We start from the raw sequence: 25,539 nt of genomic DNA, 5'->3' as shown, positions 1-25,539 counted from the left end.
GCGAACGGTATCCAATCTTGTGGGATGGGCATCCTGCCCGTCCTTGTATTATTAGCAGTCAAGATGCTTGCACCACAAGACATTTTGGGACATTTTTTTATTTAGAAGTCTCTAAGAACAAAATTACTTAGCACCAATTTGGGCAGCAACTTCATCAGCAAAGCTCATTTCTTTCCTTTCAATACCTTCACCGAGTACATAACGCACAAAGCGACTGACTTGAATTCCCTCACCAACTATTTTTTCTACTTGCTTCACCAAGTCTTCTACCGAAATACTTTGATCACGGATAAAAGGTTGATCTAGTAAAGTCATTTCTTTAAGACGCTTTTCAATTCTACCTTGAACAATCTTTTCTTTGATGTTCTCTGGCTTATTACCCAAGTCGTCCTTACCCATTTCGATGTCTTTTTCTTTGGTGACAACTTCGACAGGAATTTGGTCTATGCTAATGTACTCGACGTTAGGACAAGCGGCAACTTGCATTGCAGCATTCCGTGCCAAGTTTTGGAACTCTTCCTTGGTAGAGGCTGCATCGGTTTGAGAATTTAATTTTAATAGTACACCAACACGACCACCAGTATGAATATAGCTATCTACTATTCCTGGTTTGTCAGTGGTAAGAGAGAAATTCACAAAGCGCCGGACTTGAATATTTTCACCAAGAGTTGCAATTGTTTCTTTGATGAATTCATCAACAGTAACACTGGACTTTTCAGTATAGGGTTGAGCCAATAAAGACTCAACAGTATCAGCATTTGCAGCTTGTTTTGCCAGGTTCTTAACTAAGGCTTTGAAAGCTTCATTGCGGGCAACAAAGTCTGTTTGACAGTTTACCTCTATTAGTACACCGACTTGTCCATCAGGTCGAATGTAGGTGTCTACTAGACCTTCTGCGGCAATGCGAGCGCTTCCTTTATCAGCTTTAGCAATACCTTTTTGCCGTAGCCAAGTTGTAGCCGCCTCGACATCACCTTCATTTTCCTTCAGTGCCTTTTTGCAGTCCATCATGCCAGCACCGGTTTTTTGGCGTAGCTCCTGGACGAGTTTTGCAGATATTTCCGCCATATTGCCTCAATTCTTAACTTGACAGATACAAATATTATTCAAGATTATCAGACGATCAGGACTCATTTGAAAATCATTTAAGAGACTTCCAATCAAAAAAATACCCCAATCTTTAGTATAGATTCAGGGGTTTAGCACTGCCAAACCCCTACTTATTTGCCAGACTACTAAAAAATTGGCTAATTTATTCTTTGGTACGCCTTAATCCCGATCACAGATGCTTATGCTTCGTCTTCTGACTCAGTGCTATCACTTTCATCATATTCGTAGTCTTCGTCAGCGTAATCATCGTAGTCTTCTTCCGCTTCTAGCTGACCATGACGACCTTCATAGATAGCATCTGCTAATTTACCGATAATTAGTTTAATGGATCTAATTGCGTCATCGTTGGCTGGGATCGGAATATCTACAACGTCTGGGTCACAGTTGGTATCCAACATGGACACAATCGGAATCCCCAATTTTTCGCATTCTTGAACTGCGTTATATTCCCGCTTCTGGTCAACAATAACCACGATATCGGGAACTTTCCGCATATTTTTAATGCCGCCCAAATATTTTTGTAGCTTCGTCATTTCCCGACGCAGCATGGAGGCTTCTTTTTTGGGTAATAAATCCAGTGCGCCGCTTTCTTCTCTCCGTTCTAAATCTTTGAGACGCTCGGCTCTGGTTTTAATGGTTGCCCAGTTGGTGAGCATTCCACCCAACCAACGTTGGTTAATGTAGTGAGAACCGCAACGGAGTGCTTCTTGGGCAATAATTCCGGCTGCTTGGCGCTTAGTGCCAACAAACAGGAATTTTTTACCTTGCTCTGACTGGGTTCGCATATAGTTATACGCGTTATCCATCAACTGGGCTGTTTGTACCAAGTCAATGATATGTACACCATTTCGAGAGGTGTAGATATAAGGAGCCATTTTGGGGTTCCAACGTCTGGTCTGATGACCAAAGTGAACGCCTGACTCCATCATTTGAGCCAAGGAAACTACTGGCATATTTTGTTACTCCTATTCGGGTTAAACCTCCATCTAGGTGTATTTCTCAATTTAAGAAACACCCGAATTCCCAGATGTGCGGATTTTAGACAACTGTACTAGGGTAACACAAATATGTTGAGTTTGGTGGTGAACTTGGATTTTTTGTAAAAGGTGTACGGTGTACACACAAGCCGATGTACAAAAAGAAAATATATAACAGGTGACAGGTGCTACGCATAATTTAGTATTTATTTTGTGAACTACCCACACTGACCTGACGGTACAGTGTCGGCTTCCTGTCCAACAGAAAGCACAGTAGTAGACTTCTTGCGTCCTCTATTACTGCGACTTATTTCTGGGCGACAGGCTTCTTGATGAAGTTGTTCATGGGGGAAACCCCCAAGACCACACTTCATCGCTTTATCCCCCGTTCCAGAGGTCAAAATTCGTAGTCCCTCATCTCTGAGGTTTATTGCTGCATTAATATCTCTATCATGTCTAGTCTGGCACTTTTCACAAGTCCAGAATCTTATATCAAGTGGCAAACTACCCACTTGATTAAGGCATACATGACAAGTTTTCGACGAAGGAAAGAATCTATCAACTTCTTGATAAATCTTCCCTTCGTTTTCTGCTTTGTATTTAAGCATGGTGCAAAACATCCCCCAGCCAACTTGTTGAATAGATTTGGCTAGGCAGTGATTTTGCATCATGCCTTTAACATGAAGATTTTCCACCACAATAACTTGGTTTTCGTTAACTATCCTACGAGATAGTTTATGGAGAAAATCTTCTCTACAATTAGTTATCTTTCTATGGACTCTAGCAACTTTCTTTCTAGTTTTATTGCGGTTATTAGAGCCTTTTTGTTTTCTGGATAATTGCTGTTGTTTTATTTTTAAGTTCTTCTCATGTTCTTTCTTTAGCTGAGGAATTATCTTTTTGACTTCGTATCCAGACAGTCCTTTACCCGTTTCTTTATATGTTTCATTCATCAAATTCAAAAAATAGTTCCATAACCAACGACAACTGCCAAAAGCTTGTGCTAATGACTGCTGCTGCTGGGCATCTGGATATAATCTGATTTTGACAACTTTTAACATATTAGAGCGAAAGAAATTTACTATAAAACACTGTAACACACTATAACACAAGATTTGTGAATTGCCTCCATGTTTTTCTCCCTTGCTGTCGCTTTGGTCGAAAAACTGTCGTTAATTCACGCGCCATTCATCCCACGCTGCCCTTCGGGTCAGTCGTGGGGCTTCTGTCGGTTAAGCTAAATCCTTTATTTCCTTGGGAACTCCCGCTGTTAAAACCTCATTTCCATCTGCGGTAACTAATACATCATCTTCAATGCGAATCCCAATCCCTACCCAACGGGGGTCAATTTCCGGTTGGTCTTCTGCCGGTTTGGTGTCCGGGACTATATAAAGTCCTGGTTCTATGGTTAGCACTTGGCCAGGTTGTAAGGTTTGGGGATTTTCGCCATGTTGATAAACTCCTACATCATGAACATCTAAGCCTAACCAATGACTGGTGCGGTGCATATAAAAGGGTTTATATTTTTCCTCTGCGATTAATTTGTCAATTTCTCCTTTGAGTAAACCCAGTTCAACTAATCCTTCTGTCAATATCCGCACGGCTGCATTATGAGGTGCATGGAAGGAATTACCCGGTTTTACTTCTGCTATTGCCTGTTTTTGTGCTGCTAATACTATTTCATATAATGCTTTTTGTTCTGGTGTGAATTTACCGCTGACGGGAAACGTGCGGGTAATATCAGAATTGTAATAACCATAAGCGCAACCAGCATCAATCAAGAGTAAATCATTGGCTTGCATTTGACAGTTGTTTTCTATGTAATGCAGTACGCAAGCATTCTTACCTGATGCGACTATGGAAGGATAAGCTGGACCCATGCCACCCCGTAAACGGAAAATATGTTCTATTTCGGCTTGGATTTCATATTCATAACGTCCCGGTGCGGTGGTTTTTAAAGCATGATTGTGAGCTTCTACGGCAATTTCTACGGCTTGACGCATTAGGTCTAATTCTGTTTTGCTTTTATATAACCGCATGGTATTAATGACAGTACCAGGATCAGTAATGGATGTGGGTCCTGTACCGCGTTTAGGATAGGTTCGGAGTAAACTTTGATAATGTTTGAGAATTTTGTCGTTGAAATTGCGATCGCGTCCTAAATGATAATAAATACAATTGGCTTTTTCTAAATATTGGGGTAACTTCTCATCTAACTCCGCAATGGGGTAAGCTGCGTCTGCACCATAAAACTCCTTCGCTGCATCTATTCCACAACGATAACCACTCCAAACTTCCTTTTCTCGGTCTTTGGGTTGGACAAATAAGATAAACCGATGTTCTGGATGATGTGGTGCTAATACTGCGACTGCTTGGGCTTCATTAAAGCCAGTTAAGTAAAAGAAATCACTATCTTGACGATAAATATACTCGACATCGTTGTGCATTACTGCTGTTGGCGCACTTCTAAAAATCGCTGTACCACTGCCTATTTTCGCCATTAACTGCTCACGACGTTGCCGATATTCTGTTTGCATAGTTGATTTATTGATAGTGTTGTTTTTGGCTTTAACAATTCTAGACTACTGAGAAATGTTATCAGAAAAATTGTTAATTTTAGTTATTTTAACCAATTTTTAATTTCCTTGACAATCCATGAGGACTTTTAGGGATGAGATTGTCAACAAAACAGGATTTCATTTTTAAATTATGACATTGATAAACAGAAAATAAAATATTTTTTGATTGTTTAGATATTACTTTAAAAATTAAAAGTTAGTGTTAATGAACATTATGAAAATGTCTATAAATAATGACATTCAATCAAAACAATTAAACAAATGTTTGTTGTTTACAGAATCTTCATGAAAATCAACTTAAAAATGGATATTAATTACTCATAAAAACAAGTCATGCCTGATCAATTATCTTTAGATACAAGAAATTACGGTTTACAAGCTCAAAATAAAATCGAGCAAGCATCACCTCTTGAAGATTTAAATCCTTCATCTTTTAGCGGTAGAAGTTCTTCTGGATCTGCGAATGCAGATCCATTAGTTCCAACAAATCCATTAGCTCAAATCCCCATTGGCGGCAGTGCTAACCCTAATCCTAATCCTTATTTAACCAGTGCAGCCATTGTTCCTGATTTTAATGGTGATGGGAAAACTGATAAACTTTGGGTGAATGCTCAAACTGGTGAAATTTTAGTTCGCTTGATGAATGGAACTCAAGTTTTAGAACAGGCTTCTTTGGGTAGCTATGACTTAAATACCTGGGAATACAAAACTGCTGATTTTAATAGCGATAATAAGACTGATTTCTTATTACGGAATAAATCAACTGGTGATAATGTGATTGTGCTAATGGATGGCGCAAAAGTTTCCAGTTACTTGACTTTAGATCGAGTTGATCCAGGTTGGAGTGTGAATATTGGCGATTTTAATGGCGATCGCAAAACTGATATTTTCTGGAATAATGCCACTACTGGTGAAAATGCTATTTGGCAAATGGATGGCACAAAAGTAGCTAATGCGACTGTTTTAGAAACTACAGCACCAGGATTGACTGCTACCATTGTTGATTTTGATGGTAATGGTAAGAGTGACATCTTCTGGCGCAATTCCAGCACAGGTGCAAATACCGCTTGGTTTATGGATGGTAGCCAAGCCACTAAGTATGATCTCCAATCTCAAGATGCTTCTTGGACTTCTACTCTTGGTGATTTTAACGGCGACTTCAAGACTGACGTTCTGTGGCGCAATACCTCTACAGGCGAGAATAAGATTTGGACAATGAATGGCGTTTTTGTGACTGAAGGTGTTGTTAGCACATTGGGTACAGATTGGAGTGCGAGAATTGGCGATTTCAATGGCGATGGTAAAACTGACATCTTCTGGCACAATGCGACTAGTGGGGCAAATACTGCTTGGTTAATGGATGGTACAGCGGTAAGTTCTGAAGCTTTCCTACCTAGCAATACTCCTGGTTTGACAGCATCTTTAGGTGATTTCAATGGTGATGGTAAGACTGATATCTACTGGCGTGATCAACAAACGTCCGCAGATAAAATCTGGACTATGGATGGAACTCTAGCGACTGAAACTCCTGTTGCTGATACAGAGAAGCTGACTCCAGAATGGTATACAGGTTGATTTGGTAATTGATCTATGATCAATTTATATTAGGCGATCGCTCTTTTGATTTTACAAGTAAGATCCCCGACTTCTTAGAGAAGTCGGGGATCTTATTGATCATCGCTTTTTTGTTGCTGTTGAAGCTAATTACCCATTCTTTCGCTAAGATTGTGTGGGTATTCTCATGATTAGTGATTAGGTGAATGATCGAAGTTGAGCATCTGAGTAAAATTTATGGTTCGACAACAGCAATTACTGATGTTACCTTTAGTGTTGAACCTGGGGAAATTTTAGGTTTTTTGGGACCGAATGGGGCTGGTAAAACCACAACTATGCGAATTTTAGCTGGTTATTTACCGGCTACAAGTGGGACAGCCAAGATTGCGGGTTATGATGTTCATGATCATTCTCTATTGGTGCGACAGCGAATTGGTTACCTACCAGAAACGCCGCCATTATATCCAGAGATGACTGTGGAGGGTTTTTTACACTTTGTCGCTCGGATTAAGGGAGTTTCTTCAGGCGATCGCCCGACAAAGGTAACAGCAGCTATTAACCGTTGTAACTTAGAAGATAAGCGCAAAGTTATTATTCGTAAACTTTCTAAAGGTTATCGGCAAAGAGTGGGAATTGCCCAGGCGATCGTTCATGATCCACCAGCTATTATTCTTGATGAACCTACCATTGGTCTTGACCCTCGGCAAATCATCGAAGTGCGAAACTTAATTAAAAGTTTAGCAGGAACACACACCATTATTTTGTCTACCCATATTCTCCCAGAAGTGAGCATGACCTGTAGCCGAGTTGCCATTATTAACAGGGGGCAAATAGTCGCAACTAATACCCCAGAAAATTTGATGACACAGTTAACAGGTGGGGCGGGATATGAGTTAGAAATCGGTGGAGATGCAGCTTTAGCTAGACAAATGCTGCAAAATATAGCCGATGTAAGTTCAGTAGAATTAATGCCTAACCATCAGCAATCGTCAGACAATCATACTTGCCTCCGGGTAATATTGCAGCCAGGAACAGAACCAGGAAAAGAAATTACTGCTGCTTTAATTCGGGCTGGGTTTGATTTATATGAAATGCGACGAATCAATGCCACACTAGAAGATGTTTTCTTAGAATTAACTACAGCAGAAAAGAATTTACCAATGGAAATAACCCCAGAAATTGAAGAAGGAGAGGCTGCGTAAATGGGTATAGTTATCGCCAACATTATTGCCATTTATCGTCGAGAACTACAGAGTTATTTTGTTTCGCCATTAGCCTATGGAGTAGCTAGTGCATTTTGGTTTTTAGCCGGGTTATTTTTCGTGATGATTTTGTTAGGACCAGAGGGAATTTTAGTCACAGTTTCTAGCTATGATTTACAAGGGCAACAAATGGGAGTTTCCGCCCCAACAATAGATGTTCCCTACGAATTTGTGCGGGCATTTTTAGATAGAATGGGGTGGTTAATGTTATTTGTATTACCGATTCTCTCAATGGGACTCTATGCCGAAGAACGCAAACGGGGAACTTTAGAACTACTAGCCACATCGCCGATTACCAACTGGGCTGTAGCTGTGGGTAAATTATTAGGGGTATTGACATTTTTCTTAACCATGATTTTACCATTAATGGGATTGGAGGCGATCGCATTATCCAATTCTAATCCTCCCATATCCCCCATAATTCCTATACTTGGTCATTTAGGATTACTCCTCCTAGCAGCAGCAATTTTATCTTTAGGAATGTTTATTTCCTCATTAACAGACAGCACAATCTTATCGGCTGTCCTCACCTTTGCCCTCGTCATTTTGCTATTATTTATTGATTTAATTGCCAAAGCCATTCCCGGACAAATGGGTGAAGCAGTGAGTCATTTATCCCTTCTCAAACATTATAACACCCTGATTCAAGGCATTTTTGATACTAGCAGCTTGATTTTATTTGCCAGTTACATTGTCTTAGGTATTTTTCTCACCGCCCAATCAATTGATGCACTCCGGTTTCAACGTCAGTAATTGTCAGTTGTCTGTTGTCTGTTGTCTGTTGTCTGTTGTCATCAGTAAAACTCCTCCCCCTACTCCCCTACTCCCCCTACTCCCCCACTCCCCCCACTCCCCCCACTCCCCCCACTCCCCCCACTCCCCCACTCCCCCCACTCCCCCCACTCCCCCACTCCCCCAACTCCCCCCACTCCCCCCACTCCCCCACTCCCCCCACTCCCCCTACTCCCTAATATGAAGAATGAATAAAAATAAACTTTGGCAACTTGTATTTTGGCTAGGACCATTCTTTTTAACTTCCGGCTTAACCATTGGTTTAATATCAGAAAAATGGGGAATAATCCCTTTATTATTAACAATACTAGGTTTAATAATTTGTAGCCTCTGGATAATAATCCAAAGCCAACAAAGTAAATGGTGGCAAAAACGTTCCACCCAATCGGGTACTAACGCTCTTGTCGCCACCTTATCAGTATTAGTTATCTTAGGATTAATTAACTTTTTAGGTATTCGCTATCACCTGCGCCTAGATTTAACAGATAGTCAATTATTTACCCTATCCCCTCAATCAAGAGAATTAGTCAGTAACTTACCCGAAACCATAAAAGTTTGGTTATTTAGTAAAGACCAAAATCTCCAAGATAGAGAATTATTAGATAACTATCATCGTCAAAGTAATAAATTTAAATTTGAGTATATTGACCCTCAATTAAAGCCAGGAATAGCCGAAAAATTTGGTGTCAAAGATTATGGCGAAGTTTATCTAGAATTTCAAAACAAACGGCAATTAGTCCAGATAATTAATGAAAATGAACGTTTATCAGAAATAAAATTAACTAATAGGTTACAACAAATTACCAGTTCCACAACTGCTAAAGTTTACTTTCTTCAAGGTCATGGTGAACATCCACTTACAGCTAGTAAAGGGGCAATTTCCCAAGCAATTAAAGCATTAACCGATAAAAACTTTACCACATCAGCTTTGAATTTAGCAGAACAGCCGCAAGTTCCTGATGATGCTACTGTTATAGTTGTCGCTGGACCTAAAAAAGAATTATTGATAGGGGAAGTTACAGCTTTACAAAATTATCTCAATCGTGGTGGTAACTTATTATTGATGATTGATCCCAATACTGACCCGAAAATAGACACTATTTTAAAAGATTGGGGTATACGCTTAGATAATCGTTTGGCTATTGATACTTCTGGCGAAAATTTACAACTAGGACCCGCTGCTATTCTGGTGACAGAATATGGACAACATCCTATTACTAAAGATTTTGCTAAAAATATTTCTGTATATCCCTTAACTCGTTCTTTGGAAATTGATCCTGTTTCTGGTATCGAGTCTATGGCTTTATTAAAAACTAAACCCTATCCCAACAGTTGGGCAGAAAGTGATCAAAAAAGTGAAAAATTAGAGTTTAATGAAGGTCAAGATTTAAAAGGACCTTTAACTTTAGGAGTAGCATTAACTAGAAAGTTATCAAATGCAATTCCCACAACTTTACCAACACCAATTCCCACAACTTCACCAACACCAATTCCCACAACTTCACCAATTCCAATTCCCACAACTTCACCAATTCCAATTCCCACAACTTCACCAATTCCAATTCCCACAACTTCACCAATTCCAATTCCCACAACTTCACCAATTCCAATTCCCACAACTTCACCAATTCCAATTCCCACAACTTCACCAATTCCAATTCCCACAACTTCACCAATTCCAATTCCCACAACTTCACCAATTCCAATTCCCACAACTTCACCAACACCAATTCCCACAACTTCACCAACACCAATTCCCACAACTTCACCAATTCCAACTTCCATAAATTCTCAACCTACTGCTAAAGAATCCAGATTAGTAATATTTGGAAACTCAAATTTTGCTGTTGATGGTTTATTTGAACAACAATTAAATGGAGATGTATTTTTAAACTCAGTTAGTTGGCTAAGTCAACAAGATCAACAACTTCTCTCAATTCGTCCTAAAGAACCGAAAAATCGCCGCATTGTTATATCAACTCTTCAAGCTAACTGGTTAACAATAATTGCTGTGTTTGTATTACCTTTAATTGGATTAACCACAGGATTTATTATTTGGTGGAAACGCCGATGAAAAATAAATTAGTAATTCATGATGCTAAATTCAAGCATTGGCTTTGTTTTCAAAATCCTGATGAAATTATCAAAGCTGATAGTATTGATCAAGTTGTTCCTAAATTGCAACTTGTAAATGATTTAATCGCCAAACATCAAATGTATGCAGCGGGTTTCATTAGTTATGAAGCTTCCACAGCTTTTGATTCCGTACTAGAAACCCATTCTTATAGTTCATTTCCCCTACTTTGGTTTGGATTATATAAAAAAACAGAAATTATTGAATTACCAAAACCAACCTTACCGACAGAATATCAACTCAATTGGAAACCTTCAGTTAGTGAAGCCGAATATCATCAAGCCATTAGTAAAATCAAAGAATATATTGCTTTGGGGGAAACATATCAAGTTAATTATACCTTACGACTAAATGCGCCCTTTAGTGGCGATACTTGGGAATTATTTATCAAATTAGTGCAAGCACAAAACGCCGACTATGGGGCTTATGTTGACATTGATAACTTTGCTATTTGTTCCGCTTCCCCCGAACTATTTTTTGATCTTGACGGTAATAATTTAACCTCTCGTCCTATGAAAGGAACAGCAGCTAGAGGTTTAACATTAGCAACCGATCATAATATTGCTAATCAACTACATTTTTCTGAAAAAAACCGCGCTGAAAATGTGATGATTGTGGATATGATTCGCAATGACATGGGAAGAATAGCTGATATTAATACTGTCAAAGTTCCCCATTTATTCAATGTTGAAAAATATCCCACAGTTTGGCAAATGACATCCACAGTCACAGCCAAAACTACAGCTTCCCTAAGTGAAATTATGAGGGCGTTGTTTCCCTGTGCGTCTATTACTGGCGCACCTAAAGCCCGGACTATGCAAATTATTCAGAAGTTGGAAAATACACCACGCCGCATTTATACTGGATGTATTGGATTTATTAGTCCCCACCGTCAAGCGCAATTTAATGTGGCTATTCGGACTGTATTAATTGATAAGGAAAATAGTCAAGCTGAGTATGGAGTCGGAGGAGGAATTGTTTGGGATTCTGTAAGTAGTGATGAATATCAAGAATGTCAAATTAAAGCCCAAGTTCTCACCTTAAATCAACCAGATTTTTCACTTTTAGAAACGATATTATGGCAACCTGATCATGGCTATTTTGTTTTAGATTATCATTTACAAAGGTTGCAGTCTTCAGCAATTTACTTTAATTTTAATGTTGATATCAATAGTTTGAAAAAACAACTTGATGAATTAACAAAAACATTTTTAAGTCAAGCTTATAAAGTGCGGTTGTTATTAGATTATTATGGTGACATTACATATCAAACTATACCTTTATCTCCTGTGAATAATCAGGAATTTGTTAAACTAAGTATGTGTTGCACAGCCATTGACTCTAATAATCCATTTTTGTATCATAAAACGACTAATCGCCAAGTTTATGAAACAGCGAAAGCTGCTTTTCCTGATTGTGATGATGTTTTATTATGGAATGAAAGAGGTGAAATCACAGAAACTTGTATTGGTAATATTGTGGTAGAGTTGAATGGAGAATTATTGACACCTTCGGTAAAATGCGGTTTGTTAGCAGGTACTTTTCGCGCTGATTTACTTGAAAAAGGAAAAATCAGAGAAGAAATTATTGCAGTTGAACAGTTACAATATATCAATCGCATTTATATAATTAACTCAGTGCAAAAATGGCGAGAAGCGGTTTTAATTTCTAACTAATTAGATAATTTAGTAATATTCAACATGAAATTACCAAAAACGACTTTAATTTTAATACTTTTAGCCTTGGGATTAGGTAGTTTTGTCTACTTTCATGAAATCAAAGGTAAAAATCAGCAAACAGAAATAAAACCCCAAAAACAGAAAATTTTTGCTTTTAATGCTGATGATGTGCAATCTTTAACAATTAATTTTAAGGAAACAATATTACAAATAGAGAAAAGAAATACAACTGAAAAACCCCAATGGGAAATAAAATCTCCCATATCAACACTAGCAAATGATGCAATTGTTTCTTATTTAATGGATTTATTAGTTGAGGGCAAAAGTGAAAGAACAGTATCAGTTTCACCCACTGAATTATCAGAATTTGGTCTGGATAAACCTGTAGCTACTATTGATGTTAAACTAAAAAATAAACAAAGCCATCAATTGATTTTAGGTAAAGGTGATTTTAATAATCAATTTTTATATGCTCAAGCTGATGGTAACAAAAATATGAATTTATTGTTAGTTTCTAAGGATTTTGTGAATGCAGTTAATCGAGATATATCTGAATGGAAACAAATAGCAGAAAAGACTGATGTACAGCCATTACCAAGCCTTCCTTCACCAACTCCTCCAAATAGTGTCAATAAACCGACTGGGAATTAATTCCCAGTCTCATAGCAAAAGTCATCTAAAGATGACTAAAAATCCTAAAAAATCCCCAGTTTACTTTAGTAAACTTTGGCTATTAGCCTGGAACTTAAGTTCCAGGTGGGTGTAGAAACCAACAAATAAATCTGAAATATAATCTTCAAAACTCCAATGACAAAACAAACAGCAACTTTATTAATTTCTTGTCCAGATCAACGGGGATTGGTAGCAAAATTTGCCAATTTTATCTATGCTAATGGTGGTAATATTACTCATGCAGATCAACATACAGATTTTGAAGCTGGACTATTTCTAACGCGGATAGAGTGGCAGTTAAAAGGGTTTAATTTACCCAAAGATGTAATTACTCCTGCTTTTAATGCGATCGCTCAACCTTTAAATGCAAAATGGGAATTACACTTTTCTGATACTCTTCCCCGCATTGCTATTTGGGTAAGTCGTCAAGATCATTGTTTATTTGATTTAATTTGGAGACATCGTGCTAAAGAATTTCATGCAGAGATTCCTTTAATTATGAGTAATCACCCTGACTTACAACCGATAGTTGAACAATTCGGTATTGATTACCATTACTTACCAATTACTAAAGAAAATAAACAAGAACAGGAAGCTAAACAACTAGAATTACTGCATGAATACAAAATTGATTTAGTTGTCTTGGCAAAATATATGCAAATAGTTAGTGCAGATTTCATTGAGAAATTCCCGCAAATTATTAATATTCATCATTCATTTTTACCTGCATTTATTGGGGCTAATCCCTATCATCGCGCCTTTGAAAGAGGTGTGAAAATTATTGGAGCAACAGCCCATTATGCCACTGCTGACTTAGATGCAGGACCAATTATTGAACAGGATGTGGTGCGGGTAAGTCATAGAGATGAGGTGAATGATTTAATTAGAAAAGGTAAAGATTTAGAAAGAATTGTGTTAGCAAGAGCGGTAAGATTGCATTTACAAAATCGCGTTTTAGTTTATGGCAATAGAACTGTAGTTTTTGAGTAAATTTATTTAATCTGAATTGATCATTTTAGCTATCGTTTCCATCATCAAAAAAAGCCGATGAGAATAATCAGGAAAGCAAATGAATTGATAATGCTCATAAAAAGAACGGGCTTTATCATCTTTGGCATCAACAACTACCGCAATTGTCGCAATTTCATTTTGCAAACTACGATATAGGGCATCCATTAACAACATTTCCCCTAAACCTTTTTGACGATGATTTTGATCAACTGCTAATCTACCTAAAAGAGTAGCGGGAAGTTGAGGATATTTTGGTAGTTTTTTAGTAATTTCTATCGGCAATTCTCCGATTTGAATACTTGTTGATGATAGTGTGTAATAACCTGCGACGAAACCAGAACTTTTTTCTACTAAAACAAATGGGGCTGCTATGCGTTTACGTGCATCTTGCCCAGCTTGTTTTTGGAAATATTTATCTAATTGATCAACTCCACAACAAAAAGCCGCCCGGTTATGCTTTTTTCCTAGCGGCTCTATTAAATAATTCTCAAAAGCATCAAAATTATCTGTTAACTGCACTTATACACCCATATTCTTTTTATAGCGTTGAGCCGCAAGCCGTAACTTGTTACTGGGTTCTGGCGGATTAAGCAGTGCTTCTACAAAAACTTCTTGGTCTTTTCTGCTTAAAACCATGATTTCATTTTCCTGAATAATCTGGTTTGCAGCACTGACAAGACTGCTAACTACAAAATCTGTAAGTGTTCGCCCTTGAATATCAGCCGCCCGTTGGAACAGTTCCTTATTCTGTGGACTGATACGGGCTTCTAATCTTTCTGATTTGGAACTCAAGGATTTTTCTGGGCTATTTCTAGCCACTGAGTGAGTCATGATACTTTCTACACAATAAATATGATGTGTAAATCTTTAGTGTACGGCAAATCTCCTAACAAATAATAGTGTACTGATTTATTCAACAAATGTCAACTATCCCCAGTCTCCAGACTTTCCACCTGTCTTACTGACTAAATGAATCGCCTCAATTTGAATAGACTTTTCTAACGCTTTAGCCATATCATATAAAGTTAAAGCGGCAATAGATACCGCTGTTAAAGCTTCCATTTCCACGCCAGTTTCTGCTTTGGTTTTGACAGTGGCATCAATTTGATAACCAGGTAGTTGGGCATCGGGGATAATCTCAACGGTAATTTTTTGCAACGGTAAGGGGTGACAGAGAGGAATTAAATTCGCTGTCTGTTTAGCAGCCATGATTCCCGCTAACCTAGCAGTTGCTAAAACGTCCCCTTTGGGAGTGTTTCCGGCTTGAATAGCGGCGAATGTCTCAGGTAACATTCGTACCTTACCAGTGGCTACTGCTTGGCGAACAGTGGCGACTTTGCTGGATACATCAACCATTTGGGCTTGTCCCTGGGCATCCAAATGGGTTAGTGGAAAAGAATTTGGAAAATTAGCTTGCGTCATTGGGAAAGTATGTGCTATTATGAAATTCATGAGTCAAGGGTGTGTAGCTCAGTGGACTAGAGCACGTGGCTACGAACCACGGTGTCGGGGGTTCGAATCCCTCCTCGCCCATTATCTGATTTTAAATGCACAAGTTCCTTTTTTGGAGTTTGTGCATTTTTGATAATTATAAGACCTCGCGGTAAGCGTAAAACTCAGCGGCTTTAGCCCTGAGATATAAGCGACACGAGCGGTTTTAACCGCTTTGGTATTTTCTATATTAACCGTGATGCGGGTCTTCAATATATCTCCTCACGGATTCGCTACTAACATTCCCTGCGGTGCTTATAAAATAACTACTTGTCCAAAGAGACGGTAGTTTTTTTAATTGGGGAAATTCTTTTCTCAAGTAGAAGCTAGAACGACCTTTAAATGCCTTGATAACTAAATGTGGGGTATCTGTGGGCTTAACGCTAATAAATAAGTGGATATGGTCTGGAGCTACTTCTAAAGCTAAAATATCCCAACCTTTTTCTATAGCCAGTTCAGCAAAAATCTGTCTCGCTCTTGTTGCTATTTCTCCTACTAAAACTTTTTTCCGTCGTTTAGGTATCCAAACAAAATGGTAATTAACCAGGAATTTAACGTGGTTGTGGGTTTTATAGTCTTCTTGCGTTAACATATTCTCTTGTTGTTTTCTTGATAGCTATTGACAATACTAGCTTAATCAATTATTCTTGAGAAGTCAACTTCTCATAAATCGTAACTTGGTGGCAAAAAATAAAAAAGCAATGGGAGTACAACAGGTTTTGTTGTCTCCCGATAATGAAACAAAGGCAGTATTAGAATATCTCTGTCAGCAGTCAGGGAAGCTGTATAACAGTGGTGTTTATTTCGCTAGACAAACATTTTTAAAAACTGGAAAGTTGTTAACGGGTAAGTTCGACTTGATTTACGAGCCTTCAGTGTCTAAAACTATGGTTGCTCAATCGATGCCATCTATCCCCGCACAACAAACTTTATTATCTGTAACAGAAGCCTTCAAATCTTTTAAAGAATTACGTTCTTTGTTTATCAAAGGACAATTACACTTTAAGCCTAAAGTACCCGGCTATCTAACAGGTTCTAAACTTTTCAAGGTTGCTTATCCTCATAGTGGAGGACAGAAACCAACTCTAGTTAATGGACAACTTAGATTTTCGTTGGGACTAACGGTTAAAAGATGGTTTGGAATTTCTGAATTTTTTCTACCGATGCCGTCAAATTTAGATATAGCTCATGTTAAGGAGTTTACTATCCTACCTAAAAACGGTGCTTTTTATCTAGAGATGTCTTACGAAGTTGAGAAACAACAGCATGATTTAGACATTAATCAAGCTCTATCTATTGACTTGGGAACGGCTGATAATTTAGCGGCTTGTGTTGATACATTGGGTAATTCCCTATTGATTGATGCCCGGTCAATGAAAGCCATGAATCAGCTTTGGAACAAGAAAATATCAACAAAAAAAGAGGGGAAATCAGAAGCTTATTGGGATGCTTGGTTAGACCGTGTAACCCGTAAACGTAACCATCAGATGCGTGATGGTATTAATAAAGCAGCGAAACTAATTATTGACCATTGCTTAAAATATGGTATTGGTACATTAGTTATCGGCTGGAACGAGGGGTTTAAATCCAACGCTAATATGGGGAGAATTAACAATCAAAAGTTTGGTGCGATTCGTTGTTAGCTGAATCACGGTAATCAGTCCGTACATAAGCTAACCAACCTAATCCAACTATGGGAAAAGGTTGAACTCTCGGTCTGATATGGGTGAAAGTCCCATCTACCAGACTCAGGTATGACTCCCTACCTGCCTACGATGACCCGACTCGGCTTCGGGAGGTCGAAGCTAGGAACAGGACGCAATCAGACATCCGTTGTGGGGTGACACTTGGCGTTAACGGGGAGTTCCTACGGTGAAATCGAGCCTCAAAAAGCAACCTATTGATAGGCAGGACACAACTTAAAAACCTGACCTCATTGGAGTTAAATCCCGTCACATTCTCAAACTAATAGTGGCAAGAGTCCAGGGATTCCAATGGTTGAAATGGCTACACCTAACGGAACTACTAATCAACCGAGGGAACGAATAAAAACGGGTTGAGGGTCTAAGGGCGGTCGAACCCTATAAGTAGGCTGGACGAGCAGCGGAACTCCTTCAATTCGGGTAGGACAAACCGTAATTGGTTTGAGGTGTTCAGAATACACAAATTGGAGCAGAGCATGATTAGACACAGAGACAACTCTAGTGAATCCTGGAAGACGTTACCTTGGAAGAAATTTCGCCGTAACTTATTCCGCCTACAAAAACGAGTGTACAAAGCGGTTCAAGTTGGCGACAAGCGCAAAGCTAAGTCCCTACAAAAGCTGATTCTGAAATCAACCGCAGCGAGATTACTGGCTATCCGTCAAGTATCACAGCTAAACGCTGGGAAAAAGACCGCAGGAATTGACAGCAAAAAGTCCCTTAACTTTAAGGAACGCTTCGAGCTTAATGAACTGCTAAAAGCATCAAGTAGCAACTGGAAACACCAAGGGCTAAGAGAAATACCCATCCCCAAAAAGGACGGTACTATCAGGATGCTGAAAATCCCCACTATTGCAGACCGAGCTTGGCAATGCCTAGCAAAATACGCATTAGAACCAGCACACGAGGCAACTTTCCACGCCAGGAGCTACGGGTTTAGAACGGGACGGTCAGCGCATAACGCGCAGAAACACCTATTCGACAATCTAAACTCACGAGTAAATGGAATAGATAAACGAGTCATAGAACTCGATATTGAAAAATGCTTTGATAGGATAAACCACACCGCCATCATGGAGAGACTCATAGCTCCTAGAAGCATAAGACAAGGAATCTTCCGATGTCTCAAAGCCGGGGTCAATCCAGAATTTCCCGAACAAGGAACACCTCAAGGTGGGGTGGTAAGTCCACTGTTAGCCAATATTGCGTTAGACGGTATAGAGTCAATTCACCAATCAGTACGGTACGCCGATGATATGGTAATCATACTCAAACCCAAAGATAACGCACCAGAAATACTTGACCGAATCAGTCAGTTTTTAGCAGAGCGGGGAATGAAAGTCAGCGAGAAAAAGACAAAGCTAACCGCCGCGACAGATGGATTTGATTTCCTCGGCTGGAATTTTAAAGTCCAGAAAAACGGGAAGTTTAGATGCGTCCCATCAGGGGGCAATTATAAATCTTTCCGCAAGAAAGTAAAATTTATCGTCAACAACTCGAATTATGGTGCTACCACAAAGGCTGAAAAATTAGCCCCTGTAGTTAGAGGTTGGAGGAACTACCACCGCTTCTGCAAAATGGACGGGTCGCGCAACTCGCTATACCACATTCAAAACAGAGCTTTCAGGGTATTCAACAAGGAAACCAAACAGAATCGCCATACCAGTAAGCAGTTACTAGACAAGGCATTCCCAGCAGTTCCTTACTCCGAAAACAAACACATCAATGTCAAAGGTGAGAAATCACCCTACGACGGAGATTTAAGTTATTGGAGCGAACGTAACAGCAAGCTCTATAACAACGATACCTCTAAAGCCCTTAAACGGCAAAACCATAAATGTGGTCATTGTGGTCTAAAGATGCTCAGTGATGAGAAGGTACATTTACATCATGTTGATGGAAACCACCAAAACTGGAAAACTAAAAACCTTCTAGCCATTCACGAAAGCTGCCACGATTATATTCACATGAGCAAACGCGAAAGCTAAGAACATCGGGAGCCGTGTACACGGAAACGGGTACGCACGGATCTAACAGAGAGGGGCGGGAAATAATATTCCCCCTCGACTCAACCTCCAAATGCCATTGGGTAAACTTAAAGATAGATTAAGACAACTCTGTGAATTGCACGGTATTAGATTTCAAGAAACTGAAGAAGCATATACGTCAAAAGCTAGTTTTCTAGATGGAGACTCCCTACCTAAGTATGGCGAAAAGCCAGAAGGGTGGAAAGCATCAGGAAAGCGTGTTAAGCGTGGATTGTATGAATCGGGCGATGGTTCATTCGTAAATGCAGATTTGAACGGAGCAGCTAATATTTTAAGAAAAGTATCGGGAAGGTTGAGTCTATCACTTGATCAACTCAGTAGACGATCTTTGGCAATCGTAGCGAGAATTAAATTAAATTAATTCTGTCCGCAGAATCTCAGCGGCTTTAGCCCTGAGAGTGTCAACAGTGCAGGATATGGAAGGGCGCAGGCCCTGCGCCCCTACGGTTATTTGACGGCGTAGATATCTTCTGTGCGACCAAGGGCAAAACGCAGAGATTGAGGAATATTGCGGCTAGACTGGGTGAGGAAGATGATCATGGCAATGACTGTTAAACCTGTAGTCAAACCAAACATATTTCGATAACCAAGTGTTTCGGCAAATGTACCAAAAATTGGACCTGCGATCGCTAAACCGATATCAAATCCCATTAAGGAAGCACCAAATATTCTCCCGCGTTCGTAGGGTAAAGCCCTATCTGTCATCAATACAGAAATCATGGGGATAAGTGTACCAGAAGCAGCACCTTCCATGAATGCTCCCAATAAGAACATGAAAGAGTTATTTGCTTGCCAAATGCAGATGACAGAGAATGTATAAGCTATCAAACTCATGGTGACAAATAAACCCCTTCCATATCTATCAGAAGCTTTACCAGTAAATAATCTACAACTAAAACTGGAGACAGCCGCCGCAGTAAAAAATAAACCTGGATTTAAATCAACTCCGGTTGATTTAATAAATAGGGAGATGAAAGTATGCAAACTACCTAAAGTCAAACCACTCAGGAGTAAGACGATAGCGGGAATCCGCACCCGATGACTAGTTAATATTTGCCAAAAGTTATCATTTTTACTGTTAGTTGGTTTGGTGGCAATTGGTGGATTAATAATGGGGATGATACATAATAAACCCAAGGAACATAAAGCCGCAGATGAGAGAAATAATGGGGTATAACCAGCACTTGCTTGTAAAAACCCACCTATAGCCGGACCTATTCCCACACCTAAAGGATTCACCAAACTCATGTAACCAACGACTTCACCGCGACGGTGTTCTGGTGCTAAATCGCTGACTAGGGCAATGTAAGCTGTGGCAAAAGCGGCGATACTAATGCCATGAAAGGCACGAATTACCATGAGGGGAATAATTGATTTTACACATAAATATCCCAAAGGAGCGATCGCTGCTGCGGACATTCCAATCAATAATACTATTTTACGACCCCGAATATCTGCTAAAGCACCCATTGACGGGCGACATAGCAACATCCCAATGGCAAAGCTACCCATGACAATGCCAATTTCCTGTTTGCTTGCACCAATATGTTCAATATATAAGGGTAGGGTAGGCAATAATGAAGCCAAACCTGACCAGAAAAACAGACCCGCTGCAAATAACATGAGCAGGTTTTTTCGCAGATTAGCGTCAAAAGTATCAAAGGCTTTCACGGCAGATGCAATAATGTAAAAAGTATTATTTCTCTATTGTTACGTTACTTAACATTTTTTGCCACAACTTCTCGCACCCGATAGATTGGTCGTCCTTGAGATTCATGATAAGTTCGCATCAGTAATTCTGCCAAAAGACCGAAGCAAAATAACTGGACTCCTGTTACTAACAGCAACACTGCCAAAATCAACAAAGGACGGCTACCAATATCTACATGAAAAGCCAATTTGACGAAAGTTAAATATATACCTATTCCCCCACCAGCAATCATGGAAATCAATCCCAACAAGCCAAAAACGTGCATGGGACGGGTGAGAAACTTCTTCATAAATAGAATAGTTAATAAATCCATCAATACCCGGAAAGTCCGTGATATCCCATACTTACTTTGTCCAAACCGCCGCGCATGATGACGCACAGGTACTTCTGTAATTCTTGCCCCTTCGATATATGCCAAAGCAGGTAAAAAGCGGTGTAGTTCTCCATAAAGATTCATATCTGCCACCAATTCAGACCGATAGGCTTTCAGAGAACAACCATAATCATGAATATAGACGCTTGTAGCCCCACGAATTAACCAATTGGCAATTTTAGAAGGAAGCAACCGATTAACCGCCCCATCTTGGCGATTTTGCCGCCAACCACTAACTAAATCATAACCCTCATCTAGCTTGGCTAATAACATCGGAATATCAGCGGGGTCATTTTGCAAATCAGCGTCTAAAGTCACAATTACTCTAGCTGTAGCATAATTAAAACCCGCAGACATAGCCGCAGTTTGTCCATAATTACGTCGCAAAATCACCGCTTTTAAATCAGTGCGAATTTGCGCTTGTTCCTTGAGAAATTCCGCTGTACCATCACTAGAACCATCATCTACACAAATAATCTCATAATTCAACTTACTAGTGGTGAGAGTCGTAGAAATGGCTTCTAGTAATAAAGGTAAACTTTCGACCTCATCTTTAATTGGGACAACTACGGATACATCTAAACTTGGTGATTGGTAATTGGTCACAAGAATACCCGGTAAGTGGGAAACGAGCGTGGCTTTAGCCCTGAGAGGGAAACGACACGAGCGGTTTTAACCGCTGTGGATATTAAAATTGAAACCAGATTTTTGATTGGAATCTGGAAACCAACTCCCATTTCTGGGGTAATGTTAGCTTTGACAATGTTAGAGGTCGGTAACTATCTTAAAAGCACTGGTTTAACCCTTAAGCCTGTTTAACTTTGAAGTTCTAGAGCAGGGAACTAGCTACGCATCCCCTGGTAGGTCTTTAACTCTTACCTCTAACGTAGTTCGGTTAAGAACTGAGTCTGGTCAACTAGGCTTTTACAAGCCCTCACTTACCCGAAGGGAAGTGATGGGTGGTTGACAACTTTTCACAACTCTCCCAGCGCCGCGTAACTGTTGATAATAAGCCTGACTAACTTTGTTTCCCTGTTCCGAAAGTTGGTCAATACCAATACCGTTGCGTCCTTGTTCTTTTCCTGAACTGTGAATATAGCAATTATTACCCAAATATAATCCTACATGAGTAGCTTTTTCAGGAGTTCCAAAAAAGATTAAATCCCCTGGTTGTAATTCAGTAATATCAATTGCTTGGGTAAAAGCTTCTTGTTGATAAGCGTCTCTCGGTAGCCACACACCCACAGATTTAAATGCTGCTTGCATTAAACCCGAACAATCATAATTAGGTGCGACTGTGCCACCCCAAAGGTAATAATTATCTTCTGCTTTTGCTGCTTGGGTAAAAGCGATAACTGTGGGTATGTGCTGTTGAATTTCTGCGGTTGAGATGAATTGAGGTTGATATATTGTTTCTGTTGGTTGAAGAAATTGCAAATCTTGAAGTGATAACCATCCTGGATAGTCATCTTCACATAAACATACTGCAACTGCTGTATCTGGATGATTTGATGTTATTTGTAAATGTCGTCCGGTGGCGGCTTGGGTAGCTAAACGGATACATTTAGGGGAATCATAGATATTTAGGTTGGTGTTACAGAAATATTCTGCTGTTGGGGAATGGGGAATTATTAGGTTTATTGACATAAGTAAGTAGGTTGGCGTTGAAAATTGTCGTTATGGCAAGAGGCAAGAGGCAAGAGGCAAGAGGCAAGAGTGAAGAGGGTTTGGGCGATTTTACGTTTCTTTACACAGTTTGGTTTTATTGTGTTCACCTACTTACGCCACGCTATGCCTGATGCGTTTGGTACACTACGTGAACGCTATCAGGATTTAAGGATGAACAGGTTTCACATGATAGTATAAATCGCTTTTTATGGTAACACTTTCTTTAATAAATCCCGATGTAAAAAAGCCTCATTTACTAAGGATTGAATTTTATGAGGTGACAAAGCCACACCATTATTATAATAATCAATCCAAATTTTACTGATTAAATCTACATCATCTGGTAAATCCTTTAAATCCCAACCAGGTATTTCTAAATCTTCCATTAATCGGTTGACTTTGGGATCATAACTTAATGCAAAACAACGAGAACCTTCACTAGCTGCCATAATTAAACTATGGAGACGCATTCCTATGGACATTTCCACACCGCGAAATACACCTTTTAAAATTTGTGGATCTTCCGAACAAATAACTCTACTCACATCTGGTAATTGAGTATGAATTTTTTCCGCAATTCCTAGATCTTCACTTTTTTGAAATGGTAATAATAAAATAAAAGCTTGGGTTTCCTTCTGCAAATTAACTAAAGCTTGAGTTAAATTTGTTAACCGCTTTTCTGTCAATTGAGGATGATTTCTTAAAGTAACTGCAATTCTGGGTTTTGGTAAATCTACTAATTCCGGGACTGGCTTCGATTCCAATGCCCAAACCGGGTCAGGGGCAAGGATATGGGGTATACTCCAATCTGATAATAACCGAGAACTGGAGCGATCGCGCACACTCACTTGAGTACAACCTGCAAAATTCCCCTTTGCTAACCAACGAGTTTGGAAATGCAACAAAGGACCTATACCCTGTCCCCAAGCCACAGTTTTCAAACCCATAACTTGAGCTAAAGCCATCAATCCCCCATAATAAAAAGGGCTAATCAGACTGGTAGCATCTTGAATTAAACTACCACCACCCCAAACAAAAGCATCACAAGAACGCAAAGCCTTTAAGACTGAGAAAATCGCCATGCGGTTGTAACATTCCACACCATAATGCCGATGAGTTTCTTCAGGATTTCCAGAAAGCACCACAGGAGTAACATCAAGTGGTAGCATTTGCAGAAGTGTGGCTAACAAAGCTTCATCACCACCATTACCCTTACCGTAATACCCAGACAATAAAACCCGCATTTTCCCCATTTTAAATTTTAGATTTTAGATTAATTATGCACGCCCTTTCGATTCCCACCTGGATAATTCATATTTCTAGCGTCATTGAGTGGATAGCCGCAATTTGGCTAATTTGGATATACGGTGAACTTACAGAAAATCGGAGTTGGTGGGGATTATCCTTTGCCATGTTACCAGCTTTAATTAGCGCAATGTGTGCTTGTACTTGGCATTATTTCGACAATTCCGAATCATTAGAATGGTTAGTCACCCTACAAGCTACCATGACATTAGTTGGTAACTTTACTCTCTGGGCAGCAGCTTATCTAATTTGGCGTTCTACCAAGTCTACAAGCCCCATTGAGACACAATCTATCAAATCAGAACAATGATATCAAAAGAAACCCTCTTTGCCCTCTCTCTGTTTCCCTATCTGGGTTTCTTGTGGTTTATCAGCCGCAGTCCACAAATGCCACGTTTAGCCCTATATGGATTTTACGGCACATTGGTATTTGTCGCCATCACCATCCCCGCCGCCATTTACGCCAAAGTCCAGTACGGAGAACAACTAGCCAACGTAGACTGGTTACATGGCAGCGCAGAAGTCTTTTTAACCCTTGCTAACATCTTACTAGTCTTAGGTTTTCGCCAAGCAGTACAAGAATTAGGGAACAGGGAACAGGGAACAGGAAACAGGGAATAGAAAGAATTACCAATTACCAATTACCAATTACCAATTACCAATTATGGAAGTAATCCCCGCAATTGATTTACTAGAAGGTCGCTGTGTGCGACTATATAAAGGAGACTACGAGCGATCGCAAGTATTCAGCGAAAACCCCGTTGAAGTAGCGAAAATGTGGGCAGACCAAGGCGCGACAAGACTACATTTAGTTGACTTAGACGGCGCAAAAGCTGGGAAAATCGTCAACTTAGCAGCTATTGAAGCCATTAGAAATAATCTTGACATACCCATTGAAGTTGGGGGCGGATTGCGCGATCGCTCCAGTGTTGTACAATTATTCAATCTGGGAGTAAATTGGGCAATTCTCGGCACTGTCGCCGTCGAACAACCTCAATTAGTCCAAGAACTCTGTCAAGAATTTCCCCAACAAATTATTATTGGCATAGATGCCCGTAACGGCTTAGTCGCAACTCGCGGTTGGTTAGAAACGTCAACATTATTAGCCACCCAACTAGCAGTACAAATGCAAGAACTAGGTGCAGCAGCCATCATTTACACTGATATCAACCGTGACGGCACATTAGAAGGACCTAATTTAGACGCATTACGAGAACTCGCAGCAGCAATTTCCATACCCGTAATTGCTTCCGGTGGCGTAAGTTCCGTCACCGATTTATTAAGTTTATTAGCCTTAGAACCCCAAGGTGTAACAGGTGTGATAGTTGGTAAAGCCTTGTATACGGGTGATATTCTCCTCAAAGAAGGATTACAAGCTATTGGACCGGGAAGACTGCAAGATATACCACCAGATTTCGGTATTTCTAGCATTGCTTAAAATGAATTAGCAATATAGAGAAACCTGTAGGG

The 25,539-nt window shown here is 39.6% G+C and carries 26 protein-coding genes and 1 tRNA gene; 15 read left to right on the top strand and 12 right to left on the bottom strand.

The features are described from left to right. Positions 1-123 precede the first annotated feature (123 nt). The 4 genes from tsf to AA650_RS02535 all read right to left on the bottom strand — a co-directional run bounded on the left by tsf (position 124) and on the right by AA650_RS02535 (position 4,624). Entirely contained in the window at positions 124-1,068 is a 945-nt protein-coding gene (gene tsf, locus AA650_RS02550; RefSeq protein WP_053537840.1) for a translation elongation factor Ts, read from the bottom strand. A 221-nt stretch (positions 1,069-1,289) separates the two neighbouring features. Beyond that, complete coding sequence (rpsB, locus tag AA650_RS02545) at positions 1,290-2,063, bottom strand: 30S ribosomal protein S2 (RefSeq protein WP_027403785.1); 774 nt, start codon at positions 2,061-2,063, stop codon at positions 1,290-1,292. A 242-nt stretch (positions 2,064-2,305) separates the two neighbouring features. Next, positions 2,306-3,148 carry an RNA-guided endonuclease InsQ/TnpB family protein gene (locus AA650_RS02540; RefSeq protein WP_053537839.1) on the bottom strand — a complete coding sequence of 281 codons (843 nt, stop codon included), beginning with the start codon at positions 3,146-3,148 and terminating at the stop codon, positions 2,306-2,308. Between the two features lie 171 nt (positions 3,149-3,319). Further along, positions 3,320-4,624: an aminopeptidase P N-terminal domain-containing protein gene (locus AA650_RS02535; protein WP_053537838.1), complete on the bottom strand. Its 1,305-nt coding sequence runs from the start codon at positions 4,622-4,624 to the stop codon at positions 3,320-3,322. A gap of 375 nt (positions 4,625-4,999) precedes the next feature. Here AA650_RS02535 and AA650_RS02530 point away from each other — a divergent pair, with 375 nt between their 5' ends. The 7 genes from AA650_RS02530 (at position 5,000) to purU (ending at position 13,749) form a co-directional block, all read left to right on the top strand. After that, positions 5,000-6,241, top strand: a complete 1,242-nt coding sequence (locus AA650_RS02530; protein WP_053537837.1) for an FG-GAP repeat domain-containing protein — start codon at positions 5,000-5,002, stop codon at positions 6,239-6,241. Between the two features lie 185 nt (positions 6,242-6,426). Next, on the top strand, positions 6,427-7,422 hold the full coding sequence (locus AA650_RS02525; protein ID WP_053537836.1) for an ABC transporter ATP-binding protein: 996 nt from the start codon (positions 6,427-6,429) through the stop codon (positions 7,420-7,422). Then, on the top strand, positions 7,423-8,235 hold the full coding sequence (locus tag AA650_RS02520) for an ABC transporter permease (RefSeq protein WP_053537835.1): 813 nt from the start codon (positions 7,423-7,425) through the stop codon (positions 8,233-8,235). Between the two features lie 226 nt (positions 8,236-8,461). Continuing rightward, entirely contained in the window at positions 8,462-10,348 is a 1,887-nt protein-coding gene (locus AA650_RS02515) for a GldG family protein (RefSeq protein WP_053537834.1), read from the top strand. Next, positions 10,345-12,084 carry an aminodeoxychorismate synthase component I gene (gene pabB / locus AA650_RS02510; protein ID WP_053537833.1) on the top strand — a complete coding sequence of 580 codons (1,740 nt, stop codon included), beginning with the start codon at positions 10,345-10,347 and terminating at the stop codon, positions 12,082-12,084. Before AA650_RS02515 ends, pabB begins: the two co-directional genes overlap by 4 nt. Positions 12,085-12,108: 24 nt before the next feature. Then, positions 12,109-12,738 carry a DUF4340 domain-containing protein gene (locus tag AA650_RS02505; RefSeq protein ID WP_053537832.1) on the top strand — a complete coding sequence of 210 codons (630 nt, stop codon included), beginning with the start codon at positions 12,109-12,111 and terminating at the stop codon, positions 12,736-12,738. Between the two features lie 156 nt (positions 12,739-12,894). After that, complete coding sequence (purU, locus tag AA650_RS02500) at positions 12,895-13,749, top strand: formyltetrahydrofolate deformylase (RefSeq protein WP_027403777.1); 855 nt, start codon at positions 12,895-12,897, stop codon at positions 13,747-13,749. Between the two features lie 6 nt (positions 13,750-13,755). On the opposite strand, the gene AA650_RS02495 is transcribed toward purU, so the two are convergent. From AA650_RS02495 to moaC, 3 genes are all read right to left on the bottom strand, one after another. After that, a complete protein-coding gene (locus AA650_RS02495) occupies positions 13,756-14,289 on the bottom strand; it encodes a GNAT family N-acetyltransferase (protein WP_053537831.1) in 534 nt (177 codons plus the stop codon). Next, positions 14,290-14,601: a type II toxin-antitoxin system TacA family antitoxin gene (locus tag AA650_RS02490; RefSeq protein WP_039200081.1), complete on the bottom strand. Its 312-nt coding sequence runs from the start codon at positions 14,599-14,601 to the stop codon at positions 14,290-14,292. 96 nt (positions 14,602-14,697) lie between these two features. Beyond that, positions 14,698-15,192, bottom strand: a complete 495-nt coding sequence (moaC, locus tag AA650_RS02485) for a cyclic pyranopterin monophosphate synthase MoaC (protein ID WP_039200083.1) — start codon at positions 15,190-15,192, stop codon at positions 14,698-14,700. A gap of 37 nt (positions 15,193-15,229) precedes the next feature. Here moaC and AA650_RS02480 point away from each other — a divergent pair. After that, positions 15,230-15,303: transfer RNA gene (locus AA650_RS02480), tRNA-Arg, on the top strand. Between the two features lie 148 nt (positions 15,304-15,451). On the opposite strand, the gene tnpA is transcribed toward AA650_RS02480, so the two are convergent. Next, the gene (tnpA, locus tag AA650_RS02475; RefSeq protein ID WP_039204987.1) at positions 15,452-15,853 is read right to left on the bottom strand and encodes an IS200/IS605 family transposase; all 402 of its coding nucleotides are present in this window, start codon (positions 15,851-15,853) and stop codon (positions 15,452-15,454) included. Between the two features lie 55 nt (positions 15,854-15,908). On the opposite strand from tnpA, the gene AA650_RS02470 reads away from it, so the two are divergent. From AA650_RS02470 to AA650_RS02460, 3 genes are all read left to right on the top strand, one after another. Next, the gene (locus AA650_RS02470) at positions 15,909-16,904 is read left to right on the top strand and encodes an RNA-guided endonuclease InsQ/TnpB family protein (protein ID WP_234413273.1); all 996 of its coding nucleotides are present in this window, start codon (positions 15,909-15,911) and stop codon (positions 16,902-16,904) included. Positions 16,905-17,440: 536 nt separating this feature from the next. After that, positions 17,441-18,952 carry a group II intron reverse transcriptase/maturase gene (locus AA650_RS02465; protein ID WP_053537830.1) on the top strand — a complete coding sequence of 504 codons (1,512 nt, stop codon included), beginning with the start codon at positions 17,441-17,443 and terminating at the stop codon, positions 18,950-18,952. 91 nt (positions 18,953-19,043) lie between these two features. Further along, on the top strand, positions 19,044-19,373 hold the full coding sequence (locus AA650_RS02460) for a zinc ribbon domain-containing protein (protein WP_053537829.1): 330 nt from the start codon (positions 19,044-19,046) through the stop codon (positions 19,371-19,373). Positions 19,374-19,459: 86 nt separating this feature from the next. Here the strand turns inward: AA650_RS02460 and AA650_RS02455 are convergent, their stop codons facing one another. Further along, complete coding sequence (locus AA650_RS02455; RefSeq protein ID WP_053537828.1) at positions 19,460-20,683, bottom strand: MFS transporter; 1,224 nt, start codon at positions 20,681-20,683, stop codon at positions 19,460-19,462. Positions 20,684-20,727: 44 nt separating this feature from the next. Beyond that, the gene (locus tag AA650_RS02450; protein ID WP_053537827.1) at positions 20,728-21,702 is read right to left on the bottom strand and encodes a glycosyltransferase family 2 protein; all 975 of its coding nucleotides are present in this window, start codon (positions 21,700-21,702) and stop codon (positions 20,728-20,730) included. Positions 21,703-21,717: 15 nt separating this feature from the next. Between AA650_RS02450 and AA650_RS28555 the strand changes: the two genes are divergently transcribed. After that, positions 21,718-21,915: a hypothetical protein gene (locus AA650_RS28555; RefSeq protein ID WP_053537826.1), complete on the top strand. Its 198-nt coding sequence runs from the start codon at positions 21,718-21,720 to the stop codon at positions 21,913-21,915. 105 nt (positions 21,916-22,020) lie between these two features. Here AA650_RS28555 and AA650_RS02440 read toward each other — a convergent pair whose 3' ends face one another. Then, entirely contained in the window at positions 22,021-22,743 is a 723-nt protein-coding gene (locus AA650_RS02440; RefSeq protein WP_053537825.1) for a C40 family peptidase, read from the bottom strand. Between the two features lie 227 nt (positions 22,744-22,970). Then, positions 22,971-24,017, bottom strand: a complete 1,047-nt coding sequence (gene csaB, locus AA650_RS02435) for a polysaccharide pyruvyl transferase CsaB (RefSeq protein ID WP_053537824.1) — start codon at positions 24,015-24,017, stop codon at positions 22,971-22,973. A 26-nt stretch (positions 24,018-24,043) separates the two neighbouring features. Here csaB and AA650_RS02430 point away from each other — a divergent pair, with 26 nt between their 5' ends. Genes AA650_RS02430 through hisA form a run of 3 tightly spaced genes read left to right on the top strand, consistent with a single transcriptional unit; the run spans position 24,044 to position 25,507 of the window. Beyond that, positions 24,044-24,379, top strand: a complete 336-nt coding sequence (locus tag AA650_RS02430) for a DUF2499 domain-containing protein (protein ID WP_015083349.1) — start codon at positions 24,044-24,046, stop codon at positions 24,377-24,379. Further along, positions 24,376-24,690: a DUF3593 domain-containing protein gene (locus AA650_RS02425; protein ID WP_015083350.1), complete on the top strand. Its 315-nt coding sequence runs from the start codon at positions 24,376-24,378 to the stop codon at positions 24,688-24,690. Before AA650_RS02430 ends, AA650_RS02425 begins: the two co-directional genes overlap by 4 nt. A 43-nt stretch (positions 24,691-24,733) precedes the next feature. Continuing rightward, positions 24,734-25,507 (top strand): 1-(5-phosphoribosyl)-5-[(5-phosphoribosylamino)methylideneamino]imidazole-4-carboxamide isomerase, encoded by a 774-nt coding sequence (gene hisA / locus AA650_RS02420; RefSeq protein WP_053537823.1) that lies wholly within the window; start codon positions 24,734-24,736, stop codon positions 25,505-25,507. The last annotated feature ends 32 nt before the right edge of the window (positions 25,508-25,539 follow it).

Origin of the sequence: Anabaena sp. WA102 (assembly GCF_001277295.1) — a bacterium.
Classification (GTDB): Bacteria; Cyanobacteriota; Cyanobacteriia; order Cyanobacteriales; family Nostocaceae; genus Dolichospermum; species Dolichospermum heterosporum.
This window is presented reverse-complemented; position numbering and strand designations above follow the sequence as displayed.